This is a genomic window from Planobispora longispora, from assembly GCF_016863135.1.
Taxonomy (GTDB): Bacteria; Actinomycetota; Actinomycetes; order Streptosporangiales; family Streptosporangiaceae; genus Planobispora; species Planobispora longispora.
Genome location: NZ_BOOH01000033.1, coordinates 85,576 through 106,228, shown reverse-complemented (window position 1 = coordinate 106,228; position 20,653 = coordinate 85,576). Strand labels below are relative to the sequence as shown.

At 71.0% G+C, this 20,653-nt stretch carries 19 protein-coding genes; 8 read left to right on the top strand and 11 right to left on the bottom strand.

All coding sequences use genetic code 11. From position 1 onward, the window contains the following. Positions 1 to 55: 55 nt before the first annotated feature. From Plo01_RS19885 to Plo01_RS19870, 4 genes are read right to left on the bottom strand one after another with little or no spacing between them, the layout of a single operon-like run. A complete protein-coding gene (locus tag Plo01_RS19885) occupies positions 56 to 1,093 on the bottom strand; it encodes an ATP-binding protein (RefSeq protein WP_203892141.1) in 1,038 nt (345 codons plus the stop codon). After that, entirely contained in the window at positions 1,081 to 1,482 is a 402-nt protein-coding gene (locus Plo01_RS19880; protein WP_203892140.1) for an anti-sigma regulatory factor, read from the bottom strand. The genes Plo01_RS19885 and Plo01_RS19880 overlap by 13 nt, the downstream gene beginning before the upstream one ends. Beyond that, positions 1,479 to 1,856, bottom strand: a complete 378-nt coding sequence (locus Plo01_RS19875; RefSeq protein ID WP_203892139.1) for an STAS domain-containing protein — start codon at positions 1,854 to 1,856, stop codon at positions 1,479 to 1,481. The genes Plo01_RS19880 and Plo01_RS19875 overlap by 4 nt, the downstream gene beginning before the upstream one ends. Beyond that, positions 1,856 to 2,725, bottom strand: coding sequence for an STAS domain-containing protein (locus Plo01_RS19870; protein ID WP_373871700.1), 870 nt, complete (start codon positions 2,723 to 2,725; stop codon positions 1,856 to 1,858). Before Plo01_RS19870 ends, Plo01_RS19875 begins: the two co-directional genes overlap by 1 nt. 838 nt (positions 2,726 to 3,563) lie before the next feature. On the opposite strand from Plo01_RS19870, the gene hutI reads away from it, so the two are divergent. From hutI to Plo01_RS19850, 4 genes are all read left to right on the top strand, one after another. After that, positions 3,564 to 4,772 (top strand): imidazolonepropionase, encoded by a 1,209-nt coding sequence (hutI, locus tag Plo01_RS19865; protein WP_203892138.1) that lies wholly within the window; start codon positions 3,564 to 3,566, stop codon positions 4,770 to 4,772. 57 nt (positions 4,773 to 4,829) lie between these two features. Further along, the gene (locus tag Plo01_RS19860; protein WP_203892137.1) at positions 4,830 to 5,681 is read left to right on the top strand and encodes a DegV family protein; all 852 of its coding nucleotides are present in this window, start codon (positions 4,830 to 4,832) and stop codon (positions 5,679 to 5,681) included. A gap of 683 nt (positions 5,682 to 6,364) precedes the next feature. Beyond that, complete coding sequence (locus tag Plo01_RS40390; protein WP_239316679.1) at positions 6,365 to 7,030, top strand: ComEA family DNA-binding protein; 666 nt, start codon at positions 6,365 to 6,367, stop codon at positions 7,028 to 7,030. 217 nt (positions 7,031 to 7,247) lie between these two features. Then, positions 7,248 to 9,692 (top strand): ComEC/Rec2 family competence protein, encoded by a 2,445-nt coding sequence (locus tag Plo01_RS19850; protein ID WP_239316677.1) that lies wholly within the window; start codon positions 7,248 to 7,250, stop codon positions 9,690 to 9,692. A gap of 237 nt (positions 9,693 to 9,929) precedes the next feature. Here the strand turns inward: Plo01_RS19850 and Plo01_RS19845 are convergent, their stop codons facing one another. Continuing rightward, entirely contained in the window at positions 9,930 to 10,082 is a 153-nt protein-coding gene (locus tag Plo01_RS19845; RefSeq protein WP_203892135.1) for a hypothetical protein, read from the bottom strand. A gap of 105 nt (positions 10,083 to 10,187) precedes the next feature. Here Plo01_RS19845 and holA point away from each other — a divergent pair, with 105 nt between their 5' ends. Further along, positions 10,188 to 11,171, top strand: a complete 984-nt coding sequence (holA, locus tag Plo01_RS19840) for a DNA polymerase III subunit delta (protein WP_203892134.1) — start codon at positions 10,188 to 10,190, stop codon at positions 11,169 to 11,171. A 145-nt stretch (positions 11,172 to 11,316) separates the two neighbouring features. On the opposite strand, the gene Plo01_RS19835 is transcribed toward holA, so the two are convergent. Continuing rightward, positions 11,317 to 12,783 carry a pectate lyase family protein gene (locus Plo01_RS19835; RefSeq protein WP_239316675.1) on the bottom strand — a complete coding sequence of 489 codons (1,467 nt, stop codon included), beginning with the start codon at positions 12,781 to 12,783 and terminating at the stop codon, positions 11,317 to 11,319. A 251-nt stretch (positions 12,784 to 13,034) separates the two neighbouring features. Here Plo01_RS19835 and Plo01_RS19830 point away from each other — a divergent pair, with 251 nt between their 5' ends. Beyond that, positions 13,035 to 13,433: an NAD-dependent epimerase/dehydratase family protein gene (locus Plo01_RS19830; protein ID WP_203892133.1), complete on the top strand. Its 399-nt coding sequence runs from the start codon at positions 13,035 to 13,037 to the stop codon at positions 13,431 to 13,433. Here Plo01_RS19830 and Plo01_RS19825 read toward each other — a convergent pair. Then, positions 13,426 to 14,340, bottom strand: coding sequence for an EamA family transporter (locus tag Plo01_RS19825; protein ID WP_239316673.1), 915 nt, complete (start codon positions 14,338 to 14,340; stop codon positions 13,426 to 13,428). The two genes, Plo01_RS19830 and Plo01_RS19825, sit on opposite strands and share 8 nt — an antisense overlap. A gap of 154 nt (positions 14,341 to 14,494) precedes the next feature. On the opposite strand from Plo01_RS19825, the gene Plo01_RS19820 reads away from it, so the two are divergent. Further along, complete coding sequence (locus Plo01_RS19820; RefSeq protein ID WP_203892131.1) at positions 14,495 to 14,983, top strand: MarR family winged helix-turn-helix transcriptional regulator; 489 nt, start codon at positions 14,495 to 14,497, stop codon at positions 14,981 to 14,983. 93 nt (positions 14,984 to 15,076) lie between these two features. On the opposite strand, the gene Plo01_RS19815 is transcribed toward Plo01_RS19820, so the two are convergent. From Plo01_RS19815 to Plo01_RS19805, 3 genes are all read right to left on the bottom strand, one after another. Beyond that, complete coding sequence (locus Plo01_RS19815; RefSeq protein ID WP_203892130.1) at positions 15,077 to 15,451, bottom strand: LysE family transporter; 375 nt, start codon at positions 15,449 to 15,451, stop codon at positions 15,077 to 15,079. 37 nt (positions 15,452 to 15,488) lie between these two features. Beyond that, positions 15,489 to 15,761, bottom strand: coding sequence for a 30S ribosomal protein S20 (gene rpsT / locus Plo01_RS19810; RefSeq protein ID WP_203892129.1), 273 nt, complete (start codon positions 15,759 to 15,761; stop codon positions 15,489 to 15,491). A 304-nt stretch (positions 15,762 to 16,065) separates the two neighbouring features. Further along, on the bottom strand, positions 16,066 to 17,067 hold the full coding sequence (locus Plo01_RS19805) for a glycoside hydrolase family 18 protein (RefSeq protein ID WP_203892128.1): 1,002 nt from the start codon (positions 17,065 to 17,067) through the stop codon (positions 16,066 to 16,068). A 217-nt stretch (positions 17,068 to 17,284) separates the two neighbouring features. Between Plo01_RS19805 and lepA the strand changes: the two genes are divergently transcribed. Then, positions 17,285 to 19,123, top strand: coding sequence for a translation elongation factor 4 (gene lepA, locus Plo01_RS19800; protein ID WP_203892127.1), 1,839 nt, complete (start codon positions 17,285 to 17,287; stop codon positions 19,121 to 19,123). Between the two features lie 107 nt (positions 19,124 to 19,230). Here the strand turns inward: lepA and Plo01_RS19795 are convergent, their stop codons facing one another. After that, complete coding sequence (locus Plo01_RS19795; RefSeq protein WP_239316671.1) at positions 19,231 to 20,508, bottom strand: glycoside hydrolase family 18 protein; 1,278 nt, start codon at positions 20,506 to 20,508, stop codon at positions 19,231 to 19,233. Positions 20,509 to 20,653: the final 145 nt, after the last annotated feature.

The following is a 20,653-nucleotide window of genomic DNA, read 5'->3' as shown; positions in this document are numbered from 1 at the left end:
CTCGCTTCCGGCCTCTCCAGCCTTCCGTTGCCGGATATATCCGGCGTATCTCCGCTCATCTTTCCGACCTCACCGTGACCACGCACGCGTCGTCCCTGCGCGTCCCCGCGTCGCGCAGCAGCGTGGCGGCGACGACGGAGGGGGAGTAGGCGAACAACCCCGGGTAGGAGGAGGGGGCCCAGCGCTCGGAGAGCCCGTCGGAGTGGAGGACCAGCATGCCGGAGGGCGGCACGGCGTATTCGTACTCCCGCAGGGTGCGGGGCGCCTGATGCCCGGCGATGCCCGGCATCGAGATCATCCCCTGCCGGCCCTCCGGATGCACGATCCACGCCGAGACGTTGCCGAGCCCGGAGAAGCGGACCGTGCCCGAGGACCGCTCCAGCCGCGCCACGGCGACCGCCCCGCCTCGGGTGCGGTTGAGCCCCCTGTGGATCCGCTCCACCACGGCGACCGGCGCGAGGTCGGTGTCCGCCAGGGCCGTCCGCTCCATCTCCTCCTGGAACACCCGCCCGGCCTCCCGCGAGGCGTGGGCCGCCGCGTCGCCGTGGCCGAGACCGTCGCACACCATCACGGTGGTGGCGGCATCGGTCCTGACGACCGCGTAGGCGTCGCCGCAGACGCTCTCCTCGCCGATCGGACGGGTCATACCGCTGATCCGGAAAGGGGGGAGGCGGGTCTCCCGGGGGGTGAAGCACATGGCCACCACCGTGCCCGTGCCGGGAATCGAGTGGATTTCGTACGCGTCGGTCATGCGCGCGATGCCGCCCAGCCCGATGCCGAGCGTGCCGGTGGTGGAGTACCCGTCCCGCAGGGCTCGGGAGACGTCGCGCATGCCCGGCCCGCGGTCGACCGCGACGACCTCGATCGCGGCGGACAGCTCCGGATGCGGCCGGATCAGCATGACTCCCTCGACGGCGTGCTTGACCAGGTTCGAGGCGGCCTCGCTCACCGCGACGGCCATCCGGCCGATGTCCTTCTCGCCGAACCCGCGCGCTTCGGCGAGCGTGACGGCGGAGCGCCGGAGGGAGCCGATCACGCTCGCGTCCTCGGCTCTGGTCCATACGTCGTTCTGGGAACGGATCACCGCGCCCATTTCGTCACCGTGATCAGCGTTCCCTCGCCGGGAACCGACCTCAGGTCGAACTCGTCCACCAGGCGGCGGGAGCCGCTGAGGCCGAGGCCGAGGCCGTTGCCCGTGGTCCACCCGTCGACGAGGGCCTGGTCGATGTCCGGGATGCCGGGACCGTCGTCGCTGACCGTCAGGCGCAGGCCCGCCCGCACGTTGTTGTGCACGATCTCGATCCGGACCCTCCCTCCTCCCGCGTAGACCAGGGCGTTGCGCGCCAGCTCGCTGGCCGCAGTCACGATCTTGGTCTGGTCCACGAGGGAGAGCCCTACCTCCACGGCGACGGTCCTAACCTGCTGCCGGATCAGGACCACGTCGCTGTTCCCGCTGATCGGCAGCTCACTGGGGGATGTCATCGGGCGGTCACGGCGCGGGCCCCGTCGAGGTGGTTCAGCAGGGCGACGCCCTTCTCGAGGTTGAGCGCCGTCCGTACTCCGCCGAGAGAGAGACCCAGCTCCACGAGGGTGATCGCGACCGCCGGCCGCATGCCCACGACGATCGTCTCCGCGTCGAGCATGCGGGTGATCGAGGCGATGGTGGACAACATGCGGCCGATGAAGGAGTCGACGATCTCCACGGCCGTGATGTCGATGATCACGCCCCGCGCGCCGGTCTCGACCACCTTGTCGGCCAGATCTTCCTGGAGGGCGAGCACGCTCTGGTCCTGGAGGTCGATCTGGATGGAGACGATGAGGAGGTCCCCGAGCTTGAGAACGGGCACGCGGTCCATCAGTTCTCCTCCGTCCGTACGGTGACGCGCCTGCCGCGGCCCTTGACGAACTCGACGCCGCTCTGGCGCAGAGCGTGGGCCAGGGCGTCGGCCAGCGAGGCCTTGGTGACGATGTCGCCGAACTCGATTCCGAGGGTGACGATGGTGTGGGCGATCTGCGGGCGGATGCCGGAGATCACGCACTCCGCGCCCATCAGTCGCGCGGCCACCACGGTCTTGAGCAGGTGTTGGGCGACCTGGGTGTCCACCGCCGGCACGCCGGTGATGTCGATCACCGCGTGCTCGGAGCCGGTCTCCACCAGCATCTGCAGCAGCTTCTCCATCACGACCTGGGTCCTGGCGGAGTCGAGCGTGCCGATCAGCGGCACCGCGACGATGCCCTCCCACAGCTTCACCACCGGGGTCGAGAGCTCCAGGAGCTGCTCGGCCTGGTCGGAGATGATCCTCTCTCGCGCCGCGGCGTACGTCTCGAACGTGAAGAGGCCGTGGTCGTCGACGATCCGGGAGAACCAGACGAAGCCCCGCAGCGCCTCGGGGCTCCCGTCGGCCTCCGCGATCTCGTAGACGGCCTCCTTGAGACCGAACACCACGTTGGCGGTCTCGCTCGGCGTGAAGCCCTGGCGGGCGCGGGAACGGGACAGGTCGGCCAGCAGCCCTCGCAGGTCGCTGCCGTCATGGGAGTCGCCGAGAGAGCGTCGCAGCGCCTGGTAGATCTCCCCGAACGGGACAGCCGCGCCTCCGCGGTCCACGTGACCACCGGACATGGCCCCGGCTATCTCGAACCAGCGCCGGAGGACCTGCCCCTCGTGCTGCTCCAGAAGCTCTTCGATACGACGCCGGCCGGCGTCCACTGGGACGGTCAAGGTCACTCCTATGGGGGACAGCCTTCGATAACTCGCTCGAAAGGCTATGAATTGTTGTCTGATTCCGCTATATGTGACTTAAAGTATGGGAACGATTACCTTATGAAGTCATGGGGATCGCTCGCCGGCCGGGGGAGGGCGTGCGGGCCCTGGGTCTGCAGGCGGTCGTTCTCCGCGTCGCCTCCGGCCGCCCCATGGTTCGGTGATACAGCATCTCGCACCGCTGCCGCCCGCCGCTCACCGGGAAGGCGTATCCGTCGGCCCGTCCCTCGCGGAGGGGTGGCGTCCGCCAACGCGATGCATTTGCCAGCCTATGTAGGTCCCCTCGCCGCATTCAATGGACGGGCTTGCCTTCTGGAGGATTCTCTGTGAGAAGTTAAATCCTTTAAAAAGCCGCAAAACGCCCCAAAGAGGACAGTGGTGGGTCAACGTTTAGGTTGCTACCATGAGGCAAATCTAACGGGACGTTATGCCGTAGGTCTGCTTGACGCCCAGTGGGACAGGTGGGAAAAAAGTGGCCTGAACTGCGAAGATGTGCTCAGTGTTTGTTGCGGGGACAGAGTGGGCGAAGCGGGCGTGACCGCGGCGAAGCGGCGTTCTTCCCAATTAGCCTGTACAGCAGGCCAACCTGTGAAATAACGTAACTGAACTGAAACCGCTGGATCATGCTGCTGGCGATACCGTGCCGCACATACGGAGCGGATGAGAGCAGGAGATTCCCGATGTCGTCCGGACTAGGAGCGGATCCGGCGGGCAGAGTGCCCGGCACCGGCCGGACTCCCTCGTCGCGTCCGGCGACCCTTCCCATCCAGGTGCCTTCCCCTGCGCACAAGGCGGTGATGCGATGACGGTCCGCCTGCTGACCAACATCGGCCGACTCTGGACCGGTAACGACGTCTGCAGCAACGCCGCGATCCTCGTGCACAACGACCGCATCGCGTGGGTCGGACGCGCCGCGGACCTGCCGCAGAGCGTCCCCGGAGTGGTGGACGACATCGTCGATGTGGACCACGTCGAGAACCTCGGCGGCGCCCTGGTCACCCCCGGCCTGATCGACGCCCACACCCACCCCGTCTACGCGGGCAACCGCTACGCCGAGATGGCCATGCGCTCGGGCGGCTCCACTCCCTCCGCGATCACGGCGGCGGGTGGCGGCATCGGCTCGACCGTCACGGTGACCCGCGGCACCGACCCGTGGACCCTGTGCAACGGCGTCCGCGAGCGCCTGCGCGACTGGCTCCTGAGCGGCACCACCACGGTCGAGGCCAAGACCGGCTACCACCTCACCCGCGACGGCGAGCTCGCCGACGTGCGGCTCCTGCGCGAGCTCGAGAAAGAGCCGATGATGCCGCGCGTGCACGTCACGTTCCTCGCCGCGCACGTCGTTCCCCCCGAGTACTTCGGGCGCCAGCGCGACTACGTCGAGGCCGTGGGCGCCTGGTGCGCCGACGCGGCCGCGGCCGGCGCGGACAGCGTGGACGTCTACTGCGACGAGGGCCACTTCACCACCGAGGAGGCCCGCTGGGTCCTCGCCTCCGGCCGCAACGTCGGGCTGCTCCCCCGCGTGCACGCCGGCGCCTACAGCCGCCGCGGGGCCGTGCAGCTCGCCGCCGAGCTCGGCTGCGCCTCGGCCGACCTGCTCCACCACACCTCCGACGAGGACATCGCGATCCTGGCCCGCTACGGCGTCCCCGCCGTGGTCTGCCCGGGCACCGCCCTGCAGAACGGCAGCCTGCCGCCGGTCCGCCGCATGCTCGCCCAGGGGGTCACCGTGGCCCTGGGCAGCGACCACAACCCCGGCCACTGCGGCATCACGTCGATGTCCCTGGTCGTCAGCCTCGCCGTCGCGGCCTTCGGCATGAGCGTCGGCGACGCCCTGCGCGCCGCCACCCTCGGCGGAGCCACCGTCCTGGGAGCCCCCGACCGGGGTGTCCTGGCCCCCGGCCGCCTGGCCGACATCGTCCAGTGGGACGCCGACCACGAAGGGGCCTTCGCCTGGGCCTTCGGTCTCAAGCCCCGCCGGGTCTGGCGCGGCGGCGTCCCCGTGCAGTGATCGCGCGCCCGGCCGTGCCGCCGATCCCGGCGTGAGCTCCCTGGATAATCTCTGGACATGCCGTCATCGGTCGTCGTCGTCACCGACTCCACCGCGTACCTCCCGCAGGAGGAGGCCTCGCGGCTGGGGATCGTCGTGGTGCCGCTTCAGGTGATCGTCGGCGGCAAGCCGTTCGACGACGTGGTGCAGATCGGCGCCTCGGAGATGACCGGGGCGCTCGAGAAGTGGAGCCCGGTCACCACCTCCAGACCCGCGCCCCGGCGCTTCACCGAGGCCTACGACGCGGCCGCGGCCGAGGGCGCGACCGGTGTGGTCTCCATCCACCTGTCCGGGGAGATGTCGGGCACGGTCGAGGCGGCCCGATCGGGCGCGCGGGAGGCGTCGATCCCGGTGGAGGTCATCGACAGCAGGTCGATCGCCATGGGCCTGGGATTCCCCGTCCTGGCCGCGGCGGAGGCGGCCGCCGGGGGCGCGTCCCTCGCCGAGGCGGCCGCCGCCGCCCGGCGCCGGATGGCCGGGACCCGCAGCTTCTTCTACGTGGCCACCCTGGAGTACCTGCGCAGGGGAGGGCGCATCGGCGCCGCGGCCTCCCTGGTCGGATCCGCCCTGATGATCAAGCCGTTGCTCCACATCACGGAGGGCACGATCTCCCCGCTGGAGAAGGTCCGCACCGCCACCCGGGCCATCGCCCGCCTTGAGGAACTGGCCGTCCAGGCGGCGGGCTCCGGTCCGGCGGCGGTCGCCGTGCAGCACATCGCCGCCCGTTCCCGCGCCGAGACCTTGGCCGAACGGCTGGCCCAGCGCGTCCCCGCGCTCACCGGGATCACCGTCGTCGAGGTCGGCGCGGTCATCGGCGCCCACGTGGGTCCCGGAATGCTGGGGGTGACCGTCTCACCGGCCGCCCCCTGAGGCCCTGCCCCGCGGGGACGGCCGTCGGCGCCCGGGTAGGGCCCGGCGGGCCCCTCCCCCGCCGCCCTGCCTCGGTCATGCACAGGCATGATCCGGGTCCGGCCGGTTATCCCCAGAACCTGATTCGCTCAGAGGGCGCTCGGCGGCCCCCGCCGTAACGTTCCGGGGTGCGCACCACAGACCAGGTCACCGAACGGCACCGGGCCGAGTCCCGGCTCCGGGCCCTGATGACGCCGGGCTCCCTCCCCACCGGGCCCGATGGTCGTGGCGGCTTCTCCGGCCAGAAGGCCGGAGGTCCGGCGAGAGACGGGAGGACGGACGACCCCCATGACGCGGCAGACGTGAGCGGAGCCCCTCCTTCCCCGCCCGGCGAACGTCTGCCGCGCACGGACACGTTCACCGCCCCGGGCGTCGTCCCCCGGCCTAAGGGCATCCCGGGCCATGGCGGTGCGCCGGTCCAGCGTGGTGTGCCGATCCAGGGTGACGCGCCGGGCCATGGCGGTGCGCCGGTCCAGCGTGGTGTGCCGATCCAGGGTGACGCGCCGGTCCGTTCGCGGGGAGGTCTCCCAACCGGCGGATCGGCTGCCCGCGCCGCCGCATCCGCCCCTCCGGACAGCGACCTTCGGTTCAGCGGCCCACCGCCCCGGGCCGCATCGCTGGCCGGTCGGCCGCCGTCCCTGCCGGTGCCGCCCTCCTTCGAGGCTCTGCGCGCGGCGGTCGCCAAGGGAGCCCCCGAACTCGACCCCGGGCGTCCGAGACTCCGGGTTCTGTTGCTCGTCGCCCTGGCCGCGGTGGTCACCGGATGCGTCTACGCCTGGTGGTCCCGGCCGGAGCCCGAGCCCCTCGCGCCACCCCGGCCGATCTCCGGTCCCGCTCTGACCGATACGGCCTCCGTCACCTCGCGCCCGCGGCCGTCCGCGATGGCCGAGATCACCGTGCACGTCACCGGCAAGGTCCGGCGTCCCGGCGTGATCACCCTGCCCGGTGGTTCGCGCGTCACCGACGCGGTCCAGGCCGCCGGCGGCATCCGCAAGGGGGTCCTGCCCGGTCCTCTCAACCTCGCCCGCAGGCTCATCGACGGCGAGCAGATCGTCGTCGGCGCCCCGGGGCGAGGAGGAGCACCGATCACGCCCGCCGACCCCGCCGCGCCGGCCGAGGTCGTCCTCGACCTCAACACCGCCACCGCGGAGCAGCTGGACCAGCTGCCGGGCGTCGGCGAGGTGCTGGCCCGCCGCATCACCGAATACCGCGACGGCAACGGGGGTTTCCGGAGCGTCGAGCAACTGCGCGAGGTCAGCGGGATCGGCGACAGGAAATACGCCGAGATCAAAGACAAGGTGCGCGTATGACCGCCGCCCGGCTCCGGACACCCTCATACCGGCTCCGGACACCCTCATGACCCGGTCGGACATCTTCACCGATACCGGCGGGAAGTCCCCCGATCCATCGGCCGCCCGTGACAGACGCCACGATCACGCACGCCCTGCGGCCGTACCCGGTGCGCCCCCCGATCCGGTACGGCACCCGCATGGGCTCCAGCTCGTCCTGCCGGCTCTCGCCTGCTGGATGACGGCTCTCGTCCTGCTGGGCTGCCCGGCGCCGACCGGTGCCGCCGTAGGCGTCATCACGGCTGCCGGGGCGATCCTCGTCATGGCGCCGCCATCCCGGTGGTCGTCCCGGCGGGGCGCCGGTCTCCGGCGCTGCCGGCTCCGGGTGACGGTGACGAACCCGGTGAGGCCCTCCCCGCCCTGGAAGAACGTGGCGGTCGCGGTTCTGGGGTGCGTGGCGGCGGTCGCCGGGACGGTGGCCTTCCGGGTGCACGCCGTCGGCACCGGGCCCGTGGCCGACCTCGCGGGCAGAAACGCCTCGGCGACGGTGGAGGCGGTGCTGACAGACGACCCTCGAGAGGTGAAGCAGCGCACCGGTGAGTTCCGGAGGGTGAGCTTCGTGGTGCCCGCCCGGATCGAGGCGGTCGAGACGTTCGCCGGCCGGGTGCGCACGCGGGTCCCGGTGGTGCTGTTCGCCTCGGGGGAGCAGTGGCGGTCGCTCCTGCCCAGCCAGCGCGTCGAGATCCGGGGGCGGTTCGGGCCGGCGGAGACCGGTGAGCTGCTGGCGGCGGTGATCATGGTCCGGGAGCCGCCACGGGTCCTGAGCGGGCCGTCGTGGGTGCAGCGGGCGGCGGAAACGCTCCGTGCCGGGTTGCGCGAGGCGGCGGACGCGCTCCCCCCGGACCGGCGCGGCCTGCTGCCCGGCCTGGTCGTCGGTGACGTGTCCCGGATGGAGGAGGAGGTCGCCGCCGACTTCAAGGAGGCCGGACTCAGCCACCTGCTGGCGGTGAGCGGCGCCAATCTCGCCATCGTGGCCGGAGCCGCCGTGCTCCTGGCACGCGGAGCCGGGTTGCCGCTCGCGGCCAGGGCGGTGTTCGCGGTGCTCGCCATGCTCGCTTTCGCGATCATCGCCCGCCCCTCGCCCAGCGTGCTCCGCGCCCTGCTGATGGGCACCGTCGCCGCCGTGGCGCTCGGCACAGGACGCTCCCGCGACGGGGTCGCAGCCCTGTCGGTGAGCGTTCTCGGCCTGATCCTGTTCGACCCGGCCCTCGCCCGGTCCTACGGGTTCGCCCTGTCGGTGTGGGCCACCGGGGGCATCCTCGTTCTGGCTCCCCGCTGGCGGGACCGGATGTCCGGAGGGCAAGAGCAGACGGGCAGGCCGTCGGGAGGGGCGGCCGGGTGGCTGGGCCGGATGTCCGGAGGGCGGGGTCGGGCATCCGGACGGATGGCTGGCCGGTGCCCTCGCTGGGCGGCCGAGGTGATCGCCGTTCCCGCCGCCGCCCAGGTCGCCGTCACCCCGATTCTCGTTCTCATGTCCGGGCAGGTCGCCCCGGTGGCGGTTCCCGCCAATCTCCTGGCCGGTCCGGCGGTCGCCCCCGCGACCCTGCTCGGCTTCGCCGCCGCGCTGGTCGCGCCGGTGTCGATGCCGATCGCCCAGCTGCTGGTCCGTCCAGCGGGCCTGGCCTGCGGGTGGATCATCGAGGTCGCCCGGCACGCCGCCGGGCTTCCGCTGGCGGTGATCCCCTGGCCGGGCGGCGTTCCAGGGCTGCTCCTGCTGGCTGTGGCTGTGGTGGCCGCCGTGACGGTGGCGCGTCATCGGAGATCTCGGTGGATCGTCGTCGCCGCGACGGCCGGGATGTTCGCCGCGGTCGTCCTCTCGACGACTCCGGTGGTGGCCCGCTGGCCGCCTCCGGGCTGGCTGCTGGTGGCCTGCGACGTCGGTCAGGGCGACGCGCTGCTGGTGGCCGCGGGCCCGGGTCGGGCGGTGGTGGTGGACACCGGTGCCGATCCGGTCCTGATCGACCGCTGCCTGCGGTCCATGGACGTACGGGAGGTGCCGCTGGTCGTTCTCACCCACCCCCACGCCGACCACGTCGGGGGGCTGGACGGTGTCTTCCGCGGACGGCGGGTGGGAGCCGTGGTGGTCAGCCCCGGCGCGAGAGCCGCCGGAGAGGCCGCCAGGTTGAGCGGGGAGCTCGCCCGTCGCGAGGTCGCCGAATGGACGGCCCGACCGGGGGTGAGCTGGAGGTTCGGCCCTTCCGAACTGACGGTCATCGGCCCGTCGGAGGGGTCGCCGGCGGCGAGCGGGGGAGGAGAGGGCGCCGTGGTCAACAACGCCAGTGTCGTGATGCACGTGCGCTGGGCGGCCGGAGCCGCGCTGCTCAGCGGTGACATCGAGACCGAGGCCCAGGCGGAGCTGCTCCGCCGGGGATTCCCGCCCGCCGAGATCTTCAAGGTCCCCCATCACGGCTCAGCCAGATCCGATCCGGACTTCTTCGCAGCCGTGGGCGCCCGGGCCGCACTCATCAGCGCCGGAGCGGACAACACCTACGGTCACCCCGCCCCCTCGACCCTCGCCCGCCTGAACCGGCTCGGTGTCCGGACCTACCGGACCGACCTGTCGGGAGACCTGGCCGTTGTAGCCCGAGACGGAGGGCTGGCCGTCGTCGTGCGGGGCCGATGACGATCCCACGAGGTTCACCATGGAGAGTCACCATGAGGCATCTCCATGAGGTTCACGAGATCCTCGGCTACTTCCCGGTGCGCCTTGTGTCGCTGCTCCCCGTGCGTTCCCGGTGCGCCTTGTGTCGCTGCTCCCCGTGCGCTTCCGGTGCCCCGGCGTCGCTGTCCCCCGTTGTGGTCTGTCCTGTCTCCCCTGGAGTTGGTTCCCCGGGGGTTCCCCGTTTCTTTCCGGAGAGGGTCAGGCCGCGGCCGGGATCGGCTGGCGGAACTCGGTGTCCACGTCGGCTGCGTAGACCGAACGGTTGCAGCGCGCGCAGCGGTACATGATGGGCCCCTCGTCGAGGGTGGTGCCGCAGCGCGGGCAGGCGTGGCGGTGAATGATGGTCTTCATGTGGATCTCACCTCCTCTACTCACTCCGAGGATGCCGTACGGCGCCTGCAGGAAAGTTGCGGACGACTTGACGGGCTGATTGGGGGTCTGTCGGCGGGACGTGGCATGCTGCTCGGCATGGCGGCAAGCGACCCGGCACCCGTGACCCTGGTAATCGGCGACGAGGAGTTGCTGGCCGACCGAGCGGTCGGCGAGGTGGTCGCCGCAGCGCGGGCGGCGGACCCGTCGACGGAGACGCACGATCTGATCGGCGGGAAGGTGGAGCCGGGCGAGCTGACCAGGCTGACCTCGCCGTCGCTGTTCGGCGACCGGTCGGTGGTGGTCATCCGCTCGGCTCACGATCTCGTCAAGGAGGTCATCGCCGAGATCGTCTCCTACGCGGCGCATCCGGCCGAGGAGACCACACTGGTCCTGGTCCATCCCGGGGGAGTGAAGGGCAAGGCGCTGGTCGACGGGGTGAAGAAGGCCGGGGCGAACGTGGTCACCGTCACCAAGCTGACCAAGCCGGCCGAGCGGCTCGCCTTCGTCAAGGCCGAGCTGAAACGGGCCGGACGGACCGTCAGCGGTGACGCGGCCTCCGCCCTGCTGGACGCCGTGGGCAGTGACCTGCGGGAACTCGCCGCCGCGTGCAGCCAGCTCGCCTTCGACACCCCGGGCAAGGTCATCGATGAGGCGGCGGTGGCCCGCTACCACCGGGGCCGGGCCGAGGTCAGCGGGTTCACCGTGGCCGACTCGGCGGTCGAGGGCCGGCTGGGCGACGCCCTGGAGCAGCTCCGCTGGGCGCTGGCGACGGGCACGGCCCCGGTGCTGCTGGTGAGCGCGCTGGCCAGGAGCCTGCGCTCGCTGGCGAAGGTGGGGGGAGCGCCGCGCAATCTGCGGGGCGGGCAGCTCGCCAGCCATCTGGGCATGCCCCCCTGGCAGGTCACCCGGGTCCAGAACCAGCTGAGGGGCTGGGGTCCCGACGGAATCGCCCGAGCCCTCCAGGCCGTCGCCGCCGCCGACGAGCAGGTGAAGGGCGGCGGCGCCGATCCGGCCTACGCGCTGGAACGCACGGTCCAGACCATCGTCGCGAGCCGTACCGGCAGATGACGCCTGTTTCCCGGACCCCTGCGACCTGAGAGGCCGGTGATCCGGGAAACGGACGTGGACGGTGGCCGGACGGTGCGACCGGGCTCCGCGGGGAGCCCGGTCGCCTGGAGGGTCCGATCGTCCGGGAGCGCGACGGTTCAGACGATCAGGGGGAGATCCGGCCCGCTCCGGCCCCGGTGGTCACGATCGACTTGACGCTGGAGGCCGTGTCGAGGCTGTAGGAGTAGGGGATGGAGGCGACGCTTCCACCGGCGTCGCCGCTGCCGGAGTTCACGAAGTGGTTGTTGCGGGCGACCAGGCTGCCCGGGTCGGAGGAGCCCTCACCGCGGTGGAAGGGGTCCTCGGTGTTCTCGAAGTAGTTGCCCTCGACCAGGACCCCGGCCTCCTGGGTGGAGGCGACGCCGTAGGAGCCGATGCCGGCGTAGTAGTTGTTGTAGACGTGCACCGGGTTGCCGAACCGCACCCGCGGGTGGCGCTGGTTGGTGCCGTCGAACCAGTTGTGGTGGTAGGTCACGCGCAGCTTGCCGCGGTCCTCGCCGCCGTTGTCGTCGCTGTGGCCGAGCAGCATGGTCTTGTCGTGATCGGAGAACTTGTTCCAGGAGACGGTGACGTAGTCGCTGGCGCGCTTGATGTCCAGGGCGCCGTCGTAGCCGTTGCTGAAGGAGTTGTGGTCGAGCCACACCCGGGTGGAGTACTGGACCTGGATGCCGTCGTCGTTCCAGCCGCGGAAGGTCAGATTGCGGACGATGACGTTGGACGCCTGGGTGATGTTGAACCCGCATCCCGCGATGGTGGCGCCGGAGTTGCCGATGACGGTCTTGTTCGAGGTCACCTTGAGCATGCCGGAGCAGGAGATGGTGCCGGACACCCGGATCACCGACGCGCCGCTCGCGGAGAGCGCGCTGGTCAGAGCCGAGGCGCTGGTGACCGTGACCGGTGTCGCGTTACCGCCGCCGGTGGTGCCGCCGCCCTGGGCGGCCCAGCCGACGAGGCCGTTCGCGTTTCCGGGCGGGGGCGTCGTGGTGGGGGTGACCGTGGGCGTCACGGTCGGGGTGACGGTCGGGGTGGGATTGGACCCGGCGGCCTTGAGCGTCCAGCGCTTGCTGGTCACCGAGTCGCAGGAGTTCTGCTGCACCCCCGCGCCGGCGGCGGTCGAGCTGTCCTTGACGTTGAGGCACTTGTCGCTGCCGCTGTTGACGACCCGGTAGGTGGAACCGCTGACGAGTTCCAGCCCCCATGTTTGGAAAGCGCTTTCCATACAGGCCTGCTGAATGGCGGCTTTGCCCGCCGAGGTGCTGTTGCCGATGATCCCGACACACTTGCCGCTGTGGGCCGCGGAGAGCCGGAATCCCCCGCCGGAGGCGGTCAGGTTCCAGGTCTGCCCGGCCCCGCCGCAGCCGTTCTGGGTCAGCTGCACGCCGTCTCCGGTCGAGGCGCCGGGAACGGTCAGGCACAGGTTGCTGGCGGCGTTGACGAGGGTGTATGCCCCCGGCGCGGGGGCGGCGGAGGCGGAGGCGGCCGACACGCCGACCGCCATGGCCGCCATGGCCGCGACGACGGTCGCGCCCGTGAGGGCCGCGGTCACCGCCTTCGTGCTGCTTGCGTGTCTCACAGTCGAGCTCCTTGCTGGTCCGGCAGGCCGTGTGCCTGCGTGTCGGATTCCCCCCAGCGAGTACTCACCGTCCACATGTGAGTGGTGTCCGTGTTCGCGAACAATGGACACGGTAGGAAAGCGTTTTCCGTATGTCAATGGTTGGTGAAACTTTCATGACAAGAGTGAGTCGGCATCGGTGAGCCCGTGATGCCGCGCCGAGATGCGTCACCGGCGGAGGGCGTCGTGAGGAGTGAGGGGGCCGCGAGGAGATGCACCACGTCCGGCTGGCCGGGGTGGAGGAAGTGATGCCGCTCATCGACGGCGCCGATACGGTCGTGCACCTGGCCGGAGTGCCGGACGAGGCGCCGCTCTCCGGCCTCCTGGACGGCAACGTCATGGGCGCCCGCCACGTGCTGGAGGCGGCACGGCGCACGGGGGTCGGACGCGTGGTGCCGGCCAGCAGCAACCGGCTGACCGGCTGCTACCCCGCGGCCCGGCGGGTCTCGGCCGAGATGCCGCCCCGCCCCGGCATCACCTTGCGGGCCGGTCTCGCGGGCCGATCCCCGTCGGCGGTCCGGCGGGGCGGGGCCGGGGCGTCCGCCGGATCCCGGGGGCTGGGCGTCCGGGACGCGGTCCGGGGCGGACGCCTTGCTGCCGGTCCTACCTAAAGGCGCGGGGCGCGGGGAACTGCCCGAGGGAGGTGGCCGCGATGGCGAGGAGGAAACCGGCGGTCTGGAGAGGGCTGAGGGACTGGCCGAGGACGGCCCAGCCGAGCAGGGCGGCGGTGAGCGGGCTCAGGGTGCCGAGCAGGGAGACCTGGATCGCCGGCAGCCGGCCGATGCCGCGGAACCAGAGCGTGTAGGCGGCGGCGGTGCCGACGAGCCCCAGCCAGAGGTAGCCTCCGACGGCCGCGGCGTCCATGGGCGGGGGCGGGCCCTCCAGCGCGAAGGCGACCGGAGCGATCATCAGGCCGCCCGCGCTGAGCTGCCACCCGGTGAGCGCCAGGTCGCCGACGCCCTCCGGCTTGCCCCACGAGCGGGTGAGGATGATCCCCGCTGACATTCCCGCCGCCGCGACGAGCCCGGCGACGACGCCCAGGAGGTCGAGGGCGGCCTCGGCGCGCAGAACCACGAGGGAGACGCCGACCGCGGCGGCCACTCCGGCGAGCACGCGGTGGATCGGGACGTTCTCCCGGAGTGCGACGCGGGTGAGCCCGGCGACGATGAGCGGCTGGACGGCGCCGAGCACCGCCGCGACGCCGCCCGGGAGCCGGTAGGCGGACAGGAAGAGCAGGGGGAAGAACATGCCGATGTTCAACCCGCCCAGAACCGCCGCCCGCCACCACCAGCCGCCCCGGGGGACGGTGCGGGTCACGGCGACGAGGAGCAGCCCCGCGGGGAGAGCCCGGAGCAGGGCGGTGAACAGCGGCCGGTCCGGTGGCAGCAGCTCGGTGGTCACCAGGTAGGTGCTGCCCCAGACCGCGGGGGCGAATGCCGTGGCGAGGATCAGCGGGACGGCGCCCCGGGCCGCTGCGGTGGAGGAGGCGGCGGGGACGTGGCCGGATGCGGGAGCCACGGCACCGGGTGCCGGAGGGGGAGGGGGGCCACTGGGACGGGCGGGGTCGACGGTGGCGGGTGATGCGCATGGAGACGGCATGGCTTCTCCTCAGTGAAGCTTGTTAGTAAGTAACTTAGCACTAAGTTATTTAGCGTCAAGATAGGATGGGCGCATGACAGAGGACCCGGTCGATCGGATCGTGGCGCAGTGGCACCGGGAGCGGCCCGATCTGGACGCGTCGCCGATGGCGGTCTTCGGGCGGATCTACCGGATCGCCCGGCTGATGGCGGATCGCGTCGCGGAGATCTACCAGCGGTACGGCATCGGCCGCGGCGAGTTCGACGTGCTGGCCACCCTCCGCCGGGCCGGAGCGCCCTACACCCTGTCGCCCAAGGCCATGACCGCCACCCTCATGCTGACCTCCGGCGGGATGACCGGGCGGCTGGACCGGCTGGAACGGGCGGGCCTCATCGCCCGCACCCCCGATCCGGACGACCGCCGCGCCCTTCGGGTCAGCCTCACGGAAGCCGGGCTCCGGACCATCGAGGAGGCCGTCGTCGCGGGGCTGGAGGCTCAGCACGAGGCGCTGGCCGTCCTGGCGGAGGGGGACCGTGAGCGGCTGGCGGATCTGCTCAGGGACCTGCTCGGCGCCTTGGAGTAGCCGGATCCGGTGCGGCCGAGACAAGAGTGCGAGGGCGCGGGGGCGCGGGAGGCGGACGTGGTCATGGTCGGGGCGGACGCGCGCGGGGCGCGGTCAGACCAGCAGGTCGAGGGTGAGCCGTACCGCGAAGTAGGCCAGTCCCGCGGCCGCGACGGCGTTGACCGCGCGCAGGGCCCGGGGGCCGAGCAGGCGTCCTCCGGTGGCGGACAGCCCGGTCCAGGCCAGGGCGTAGACGAGCGCGCCCGCCAGGAATCCGGCGACGAACACCGCCGACTCCCCCTCGGGCACCTGCGTCGACACCCCCAGCCAGAACGGCAGAGCCAAGGGAGTGGCCAGGGAGAGGAGGACGCCCGTGCGCAACGCCCGGCCGGGGGCGACTTCGACGGCGGGCGCGGTCTCGGGGCGCAGGGCGGAGGCCGGGGAGCGGAGGGGGCGGCCTCGCCGGCCTGAAACGCCGAAACGCCGCACCCCGTGAAGGAGTGCGGCGCCGGTGGAGAACCCGGGACTACTTGGAAACCGACAGGGCGGCGGCGCGCTTGGCGATCGCCGACTTGCGGTTGGCAGCCTGGTTCTTGTGGATGACGCCCTTGCTGGCAGCCTTGTCCAGCTGGCGGGCGGCAGCGCGCTGGAGCACGAGGGCCTCGTCAACGTTGCCCTGCTCGGCGGCCTCGCGGAACTTGCGGATCGCCGTCTTCAGGGACGACTTGACAGCCTTGTTGCGCAGCCGGGCCTTCTCGTTCTGCCGGTTGCGCTTGACCTGGGACTTGATGTTCGCCACGAAGAAGCCTCGGTGATGTCGTCGGATGGGGCGCGCGGGCAGAGAGGGCGCGCCACACGCAGTTGAACAGGCTACCAACTGCCCAGGTGGTCGCTCAAATCGACGGACGGGGCAGAAGGATGCCTTTCCAGTCTACCTTGCCGATCTCGGTGCCGCTGCCGGACGGCCGGGATGGAAGGCTGGAATCGCCGCCGGGACACAGGTTGTCGGGACGCGGGAACGTTCCGGGAGGCGAGATGCTGGAAAACGAGACGCCGGGACGCGGGACCGTTCCGGGAGGCGGGGCGCCGGGGACCGCCGGAGATCAGGGACTGAGCCAGAACCGGCGGTATTCGGCCCAGTCCTCCCCGGTGGCCGCGAAGTCCACGTAGAGCGCCAGGCCGAACCTCTCGCGCCGCGCCTCGTGATCGGACAGCGCGAGCCGCGCGCCCTCGGCGGCCGCCGCGACGCTCTCGGCGGCGTCCAGCCAGGGGACGCCGTGGTCGTGGTAGGCGGGGGCGCCTATCAGCAGGGTCTTGCCGTCGGGGGCGAGGTCGAGGCCGAGCGCGGCCTGCCGGGTGACGTGGCCGCGGTAGAGCGAACCGAGCGGCAGGAACGAGTCGTAGGTCATGATCGCCACCTGGTCGACGAGGGTCGCGACCTCACGGAAGTAGTCCCGCAGCCAGTACTTGTCGTGGCTGATGACGGCGTGGGCGAACGGGCGCATGAAGGGCAGCGGCTCGATCTGCGGGGTCGAGGTGGACAGCGCGCCGCCGCCGAGCAGCGGGCGGGTCCTGGTGAGAAGGTCGAGGAAGCCCTCGTCGCCGCTGGTGATCGGTTCGAAGTTGTAGTGCACGCCGTCGAACCCCAGGGCCATGATGCCCCGCACGCCGTCGAGAACGCGTTGCCGGGTCGCGGGGTCGCCCAGGTCGAGCCCGTAGTCGACCTTCTGCCCCAGCCAGGCGGAGACGCGGACTCCCGGCAGCTCGGCCTTCCACCACTTCAGGAAGTCCCCGGCGCCGGGGTGCTTCGACGGCGGCAGGCTCCCGTCGAAGTCGAAGGGGCCGGCGTGGACGTAGACGTCCTTGATCCCGGTCTCGCGCAGCCGTACGGCCATCGCCTTCACGTCGGCCTCGGTCCTGCGGCCGTCCACCCAGGCGTGGCCCAGCCACAGGGCGTCGTGGCCGGTGCTCCTGGCCCAGGGCTCGGGCGTCCCGGTGGACTCCAGCCAGAAGAAGGCCGCGACCATCGCGGGCAGCGCGACGAGTACGGCCGCCACCGCCGCGAGGACGCGCAGGACGCGGCGCACCGTGATCCATTTCGTCATCCGGACATGTCACTGCGGTTCGTCCCGCCCGTCAACGGCGGGAGCGCGAAAACAATCGGATCCCGCGGGAAACGGCGGAGCTCGCGGAGCGGGAGGTCGGGGGCGGTCGGCGCTTTCCCCTGCGGGATGAAGGCCTCGACCCTCTCGCTAAACTTGATGGGAAGATGGCTGGATTTACCAGCTCCTGATCACATCAATCCCGTCGAAACGGACCCCGGTGCGCATTCAGCCTGGCCAGACCGATCCCGCGGTGATCCGCAATTTCTGCATCATCGCGCACATCGACCACGGCAAGTCGACGCTTGCCGACCGCATGCTGCAGATCACCGGCGTGGTCGACGACCGTTCCATGCGCGCTCAGTACCTCGACCGCATGGACATCGAGCGTGAGCGCGGCATCACGATCAAGTCGCAGGCGGTCCGGCTTCCGTGGAAGGTCGGCGAGACCGACTACGTCCTCAACATGATCGACACTCCCGGGCACGTCGACTTCACCTACGAGGTGTCCCGGTCGCTCCAGGCGTGCGAGGGCGCGATCCTGCTGGTGGACGCGGCGCAGGGGATCGAGGCGCAGACTCTGGCCAACCTCTACCTGGCCATGAACGCCGACATGACGATCATCCCGGTGCTCAACAAGATCGATCTCCCCGCCGCCCAGCCGGAGAAGTACGCCGCCGAGCTCGCCCACCTCATCGGCTGCGAGCCGGAGGACGTGCTGAAGGTCTCCGGCAAGACCGGCGTCGGCGTCCGCGAGCTCCTGGACCACGTGGTGGCGAACGTGCCCGCGCCGGTCGGCGACGCCGCGGCCCCGGCCCGCGCGCTGATCTTCGACTCGGTCTACGACACCTACCGGGGCGTGATCACCTACGTCCGGGTCATGGACGGCCACCTGGGCAAGCGCGAGCGCATCCTGATGATGTCCACCGGCGCGGCCCACGAGACGCTGGAGATCGGCGTCATCTCGCCGGAGCCGAAGATCGCTGACAAGGGGCTCGGCGTCGGCGAGGTGGGCTACCTGATCACCGGTGTGAAGGACGTGCGCCAGTCGCGGGTCGGTGACACGGTCACCTCCGTCGCGCGGTCCGCCTCCGAGCCGCTCAGCGGCTACGAGCACCCCAAGCCGATGGTCTTCTCGGGCCTGTACCCGATCGACGGCGACGACTACCCCGAGCTCCGCGAGGCCCTGGACAAGCTCCAGCTCAACGACGCCGCCCTGGTCTACGAGCCGGAGACCTCCGCGGCCCTGGGCTTCGGCTTCCGCTGCGGCTTCCTCGGCCTGCTCCACATGGAGATCGTCCGCGAGCGCCTGGAGCGGGAGTTCAACCTCTCGCTCATCTCCACCGCGCCCAACGTGGTCTACCGGGTCATCATGGAGGACGGCAAGGAGGTCACGGTCACCAACCCGTCGGAGTTCCCCACCGGCAAGGTGGACCAGGTCTTCGAACCGGTGGTGAAGTCGACCGTGCTGGTCCCCTCGGAGTTCATCGGCGCCATCATGGAGCTCTGCCAGAACCGCCGCGGCAACCTCCAGGGCATGGACTACCTCTCCGAGGACCGCGTCGAGATCCGCTACACCATGCCGCTCGGCGAGATCATCTTCGACTTCTTCGACCAGCTCAAGTCCCGCACGCGCGGCTACGCCTCGCTCGACTACGAGCCCTTCGGCGAGCAGGAGGCCGACCTGGTCAAGGTCGACATCCTGCTCCAGGGCGAGGCGGTCGACGCCTTCAGCGCCATCGTGCACAAGGACAAGGCGTACGGCTACGGCGTCGAGATGGCCAAGAAGCTCCGCGAGCTCATCCCCCGGCAGCAGTTCGAGGTGCCGATCCAGGCCGCCATCGGCGCCCGGGTCATCGCCCGCGAGAACATCCGCGCCATCCGCAAGGACGTCCTGGCCAAGTGCTACGGCGGTGACATCTCCCGTAAGCGCAAGCTGCTGGAGAAGCAGAAGGAAGGCAAGAAGCGGATGAAGATGGTCGGCCGGGTGGAGGTCCCCCAGGAGGCCTTCGTCGCCGCGCTGTCCACCGAGTCCTCCACGGACAAGCCCAAGAAGTGACCGGGGCGGGAGGCGGCCGCGGGGCCGCGTCCGGCGCCCCGAACGCGTGAGGCCCGGTCCGGCTGTGCGCCGGACCGGGCCTTCGTGTCGCGGGACCCGTTAGAGCGTCAGCGCAGCACCCGGTAGAGCGCCGAGGTGAGCGAGCCCTCGGCGTCGTCCTGGTCGAGCGACCACATCATGGAGCCGCCCAGGCCCTTCAGGCGGATGTAGGCCGCCTTCTGCGTCACGGTCGCCGGGTCGTCGTAGGACCAGAAGTCGTTGCCGTCGTAGAGCCACATCGCGCCGGTGCGCAGGTCGCGGTAGCGCTTGCCGGGCTTGTTCACCAGCTCCTTGTAGTCCTCGGTGCCGGCGGCCCACTTGCCCTGGGCGGGGCCGGTGCTGGTGCCGTACAGGCCGTTCCTGCCGCCGGTCACGCCCGTCCAGCCCTGGCCGTAGGCGGGCACGCCGACCACGATCTTCTTGGCCGGGGCCCCGCGCTTCAGGTAGTCGCGGACGGTCTGGTCCACGCTGTAGGTGAACTGGTGCGGGTCCTTCCGGTCGGTGAACAGGTTGCCGTTGTGGCCGGTGACCTTCTCCCACGGGCCCTGCAGGTCGTAGCCCTGGAGGTTGCCGAAGGTGAGGTTCTTGAAGACCTCGCGGACGTCGAAGCCAGCGTCGATCTTCGCGGCGGAGGCGGGGAGGTAGGCGGTGATCTCGCTCTTGGGGTCGTACTCGTTCATCTGGCGGCGGAGCTCGGCGAGGAACAGCGTGAAGTTCTGCTTGTCCTCGGGCCGGATCACGTTGCCGTCGTTGCCCGAGGAGCCGGGCCACTCCCAGTCGAGGTCGATGCCGTCGAAGACGCCCGCGCCGGTCCCGGCGGGCAGGTCGGGCAGGTTGCCCTTGAGCCAGAGGTCGATGCAGGAGGCGGCCAGCTTGCTGCGGCTCTCGGGGGTGAGGACGGCGTCGGAGAAGTACTTCGAGCCGGTCCACCCGCCGAGCGAGATCAGCACCTTGAGGCCGGGGTGCTTGGCCTTGAGCTCCTTGAGCTGGTTCAGGTTGCCCCTGAGCGGCTGCTCGGCGGTGTCGGCCACGCCGTCCACGCTGTGCGCGGCGTCCATGGGCGTCTGCCAGTCGGCCCAGGGGTCGGCGGACACGCACGAACCGTCCTGGCTGACGTTGCTGAAGGCGTAGTTGATGTGGGTCAGCTTGGCGGCGGCGCCACTGGTGTCGACGTCCTTGACGAAGAACTGGCGGCCGTAGATGCCCCACTGGATGAAGTATCCGACCCGCTTGTAGCGGTCGCCGTGGCCGGTCTGGGCCTCGGCGTGGGCGGTGGCCGGGGCGGCCGCGGCGGCGAGGCCGGTGGCGAGGACCGCCGCGACCATCGGCCGGAGGAATCGCTTCACGGGATTCTCCACACGTTCGGGGGGTACTTATAGGAAACTTTCCTTTAAGTTTTCCCGGATCGTAGGTCGGGGTGATCCGCGCGTCAACGACCCTCCTGGAATGTGCTGCATCGTGCGCATCGGCCCGGCCACGGAATCCGAAGGC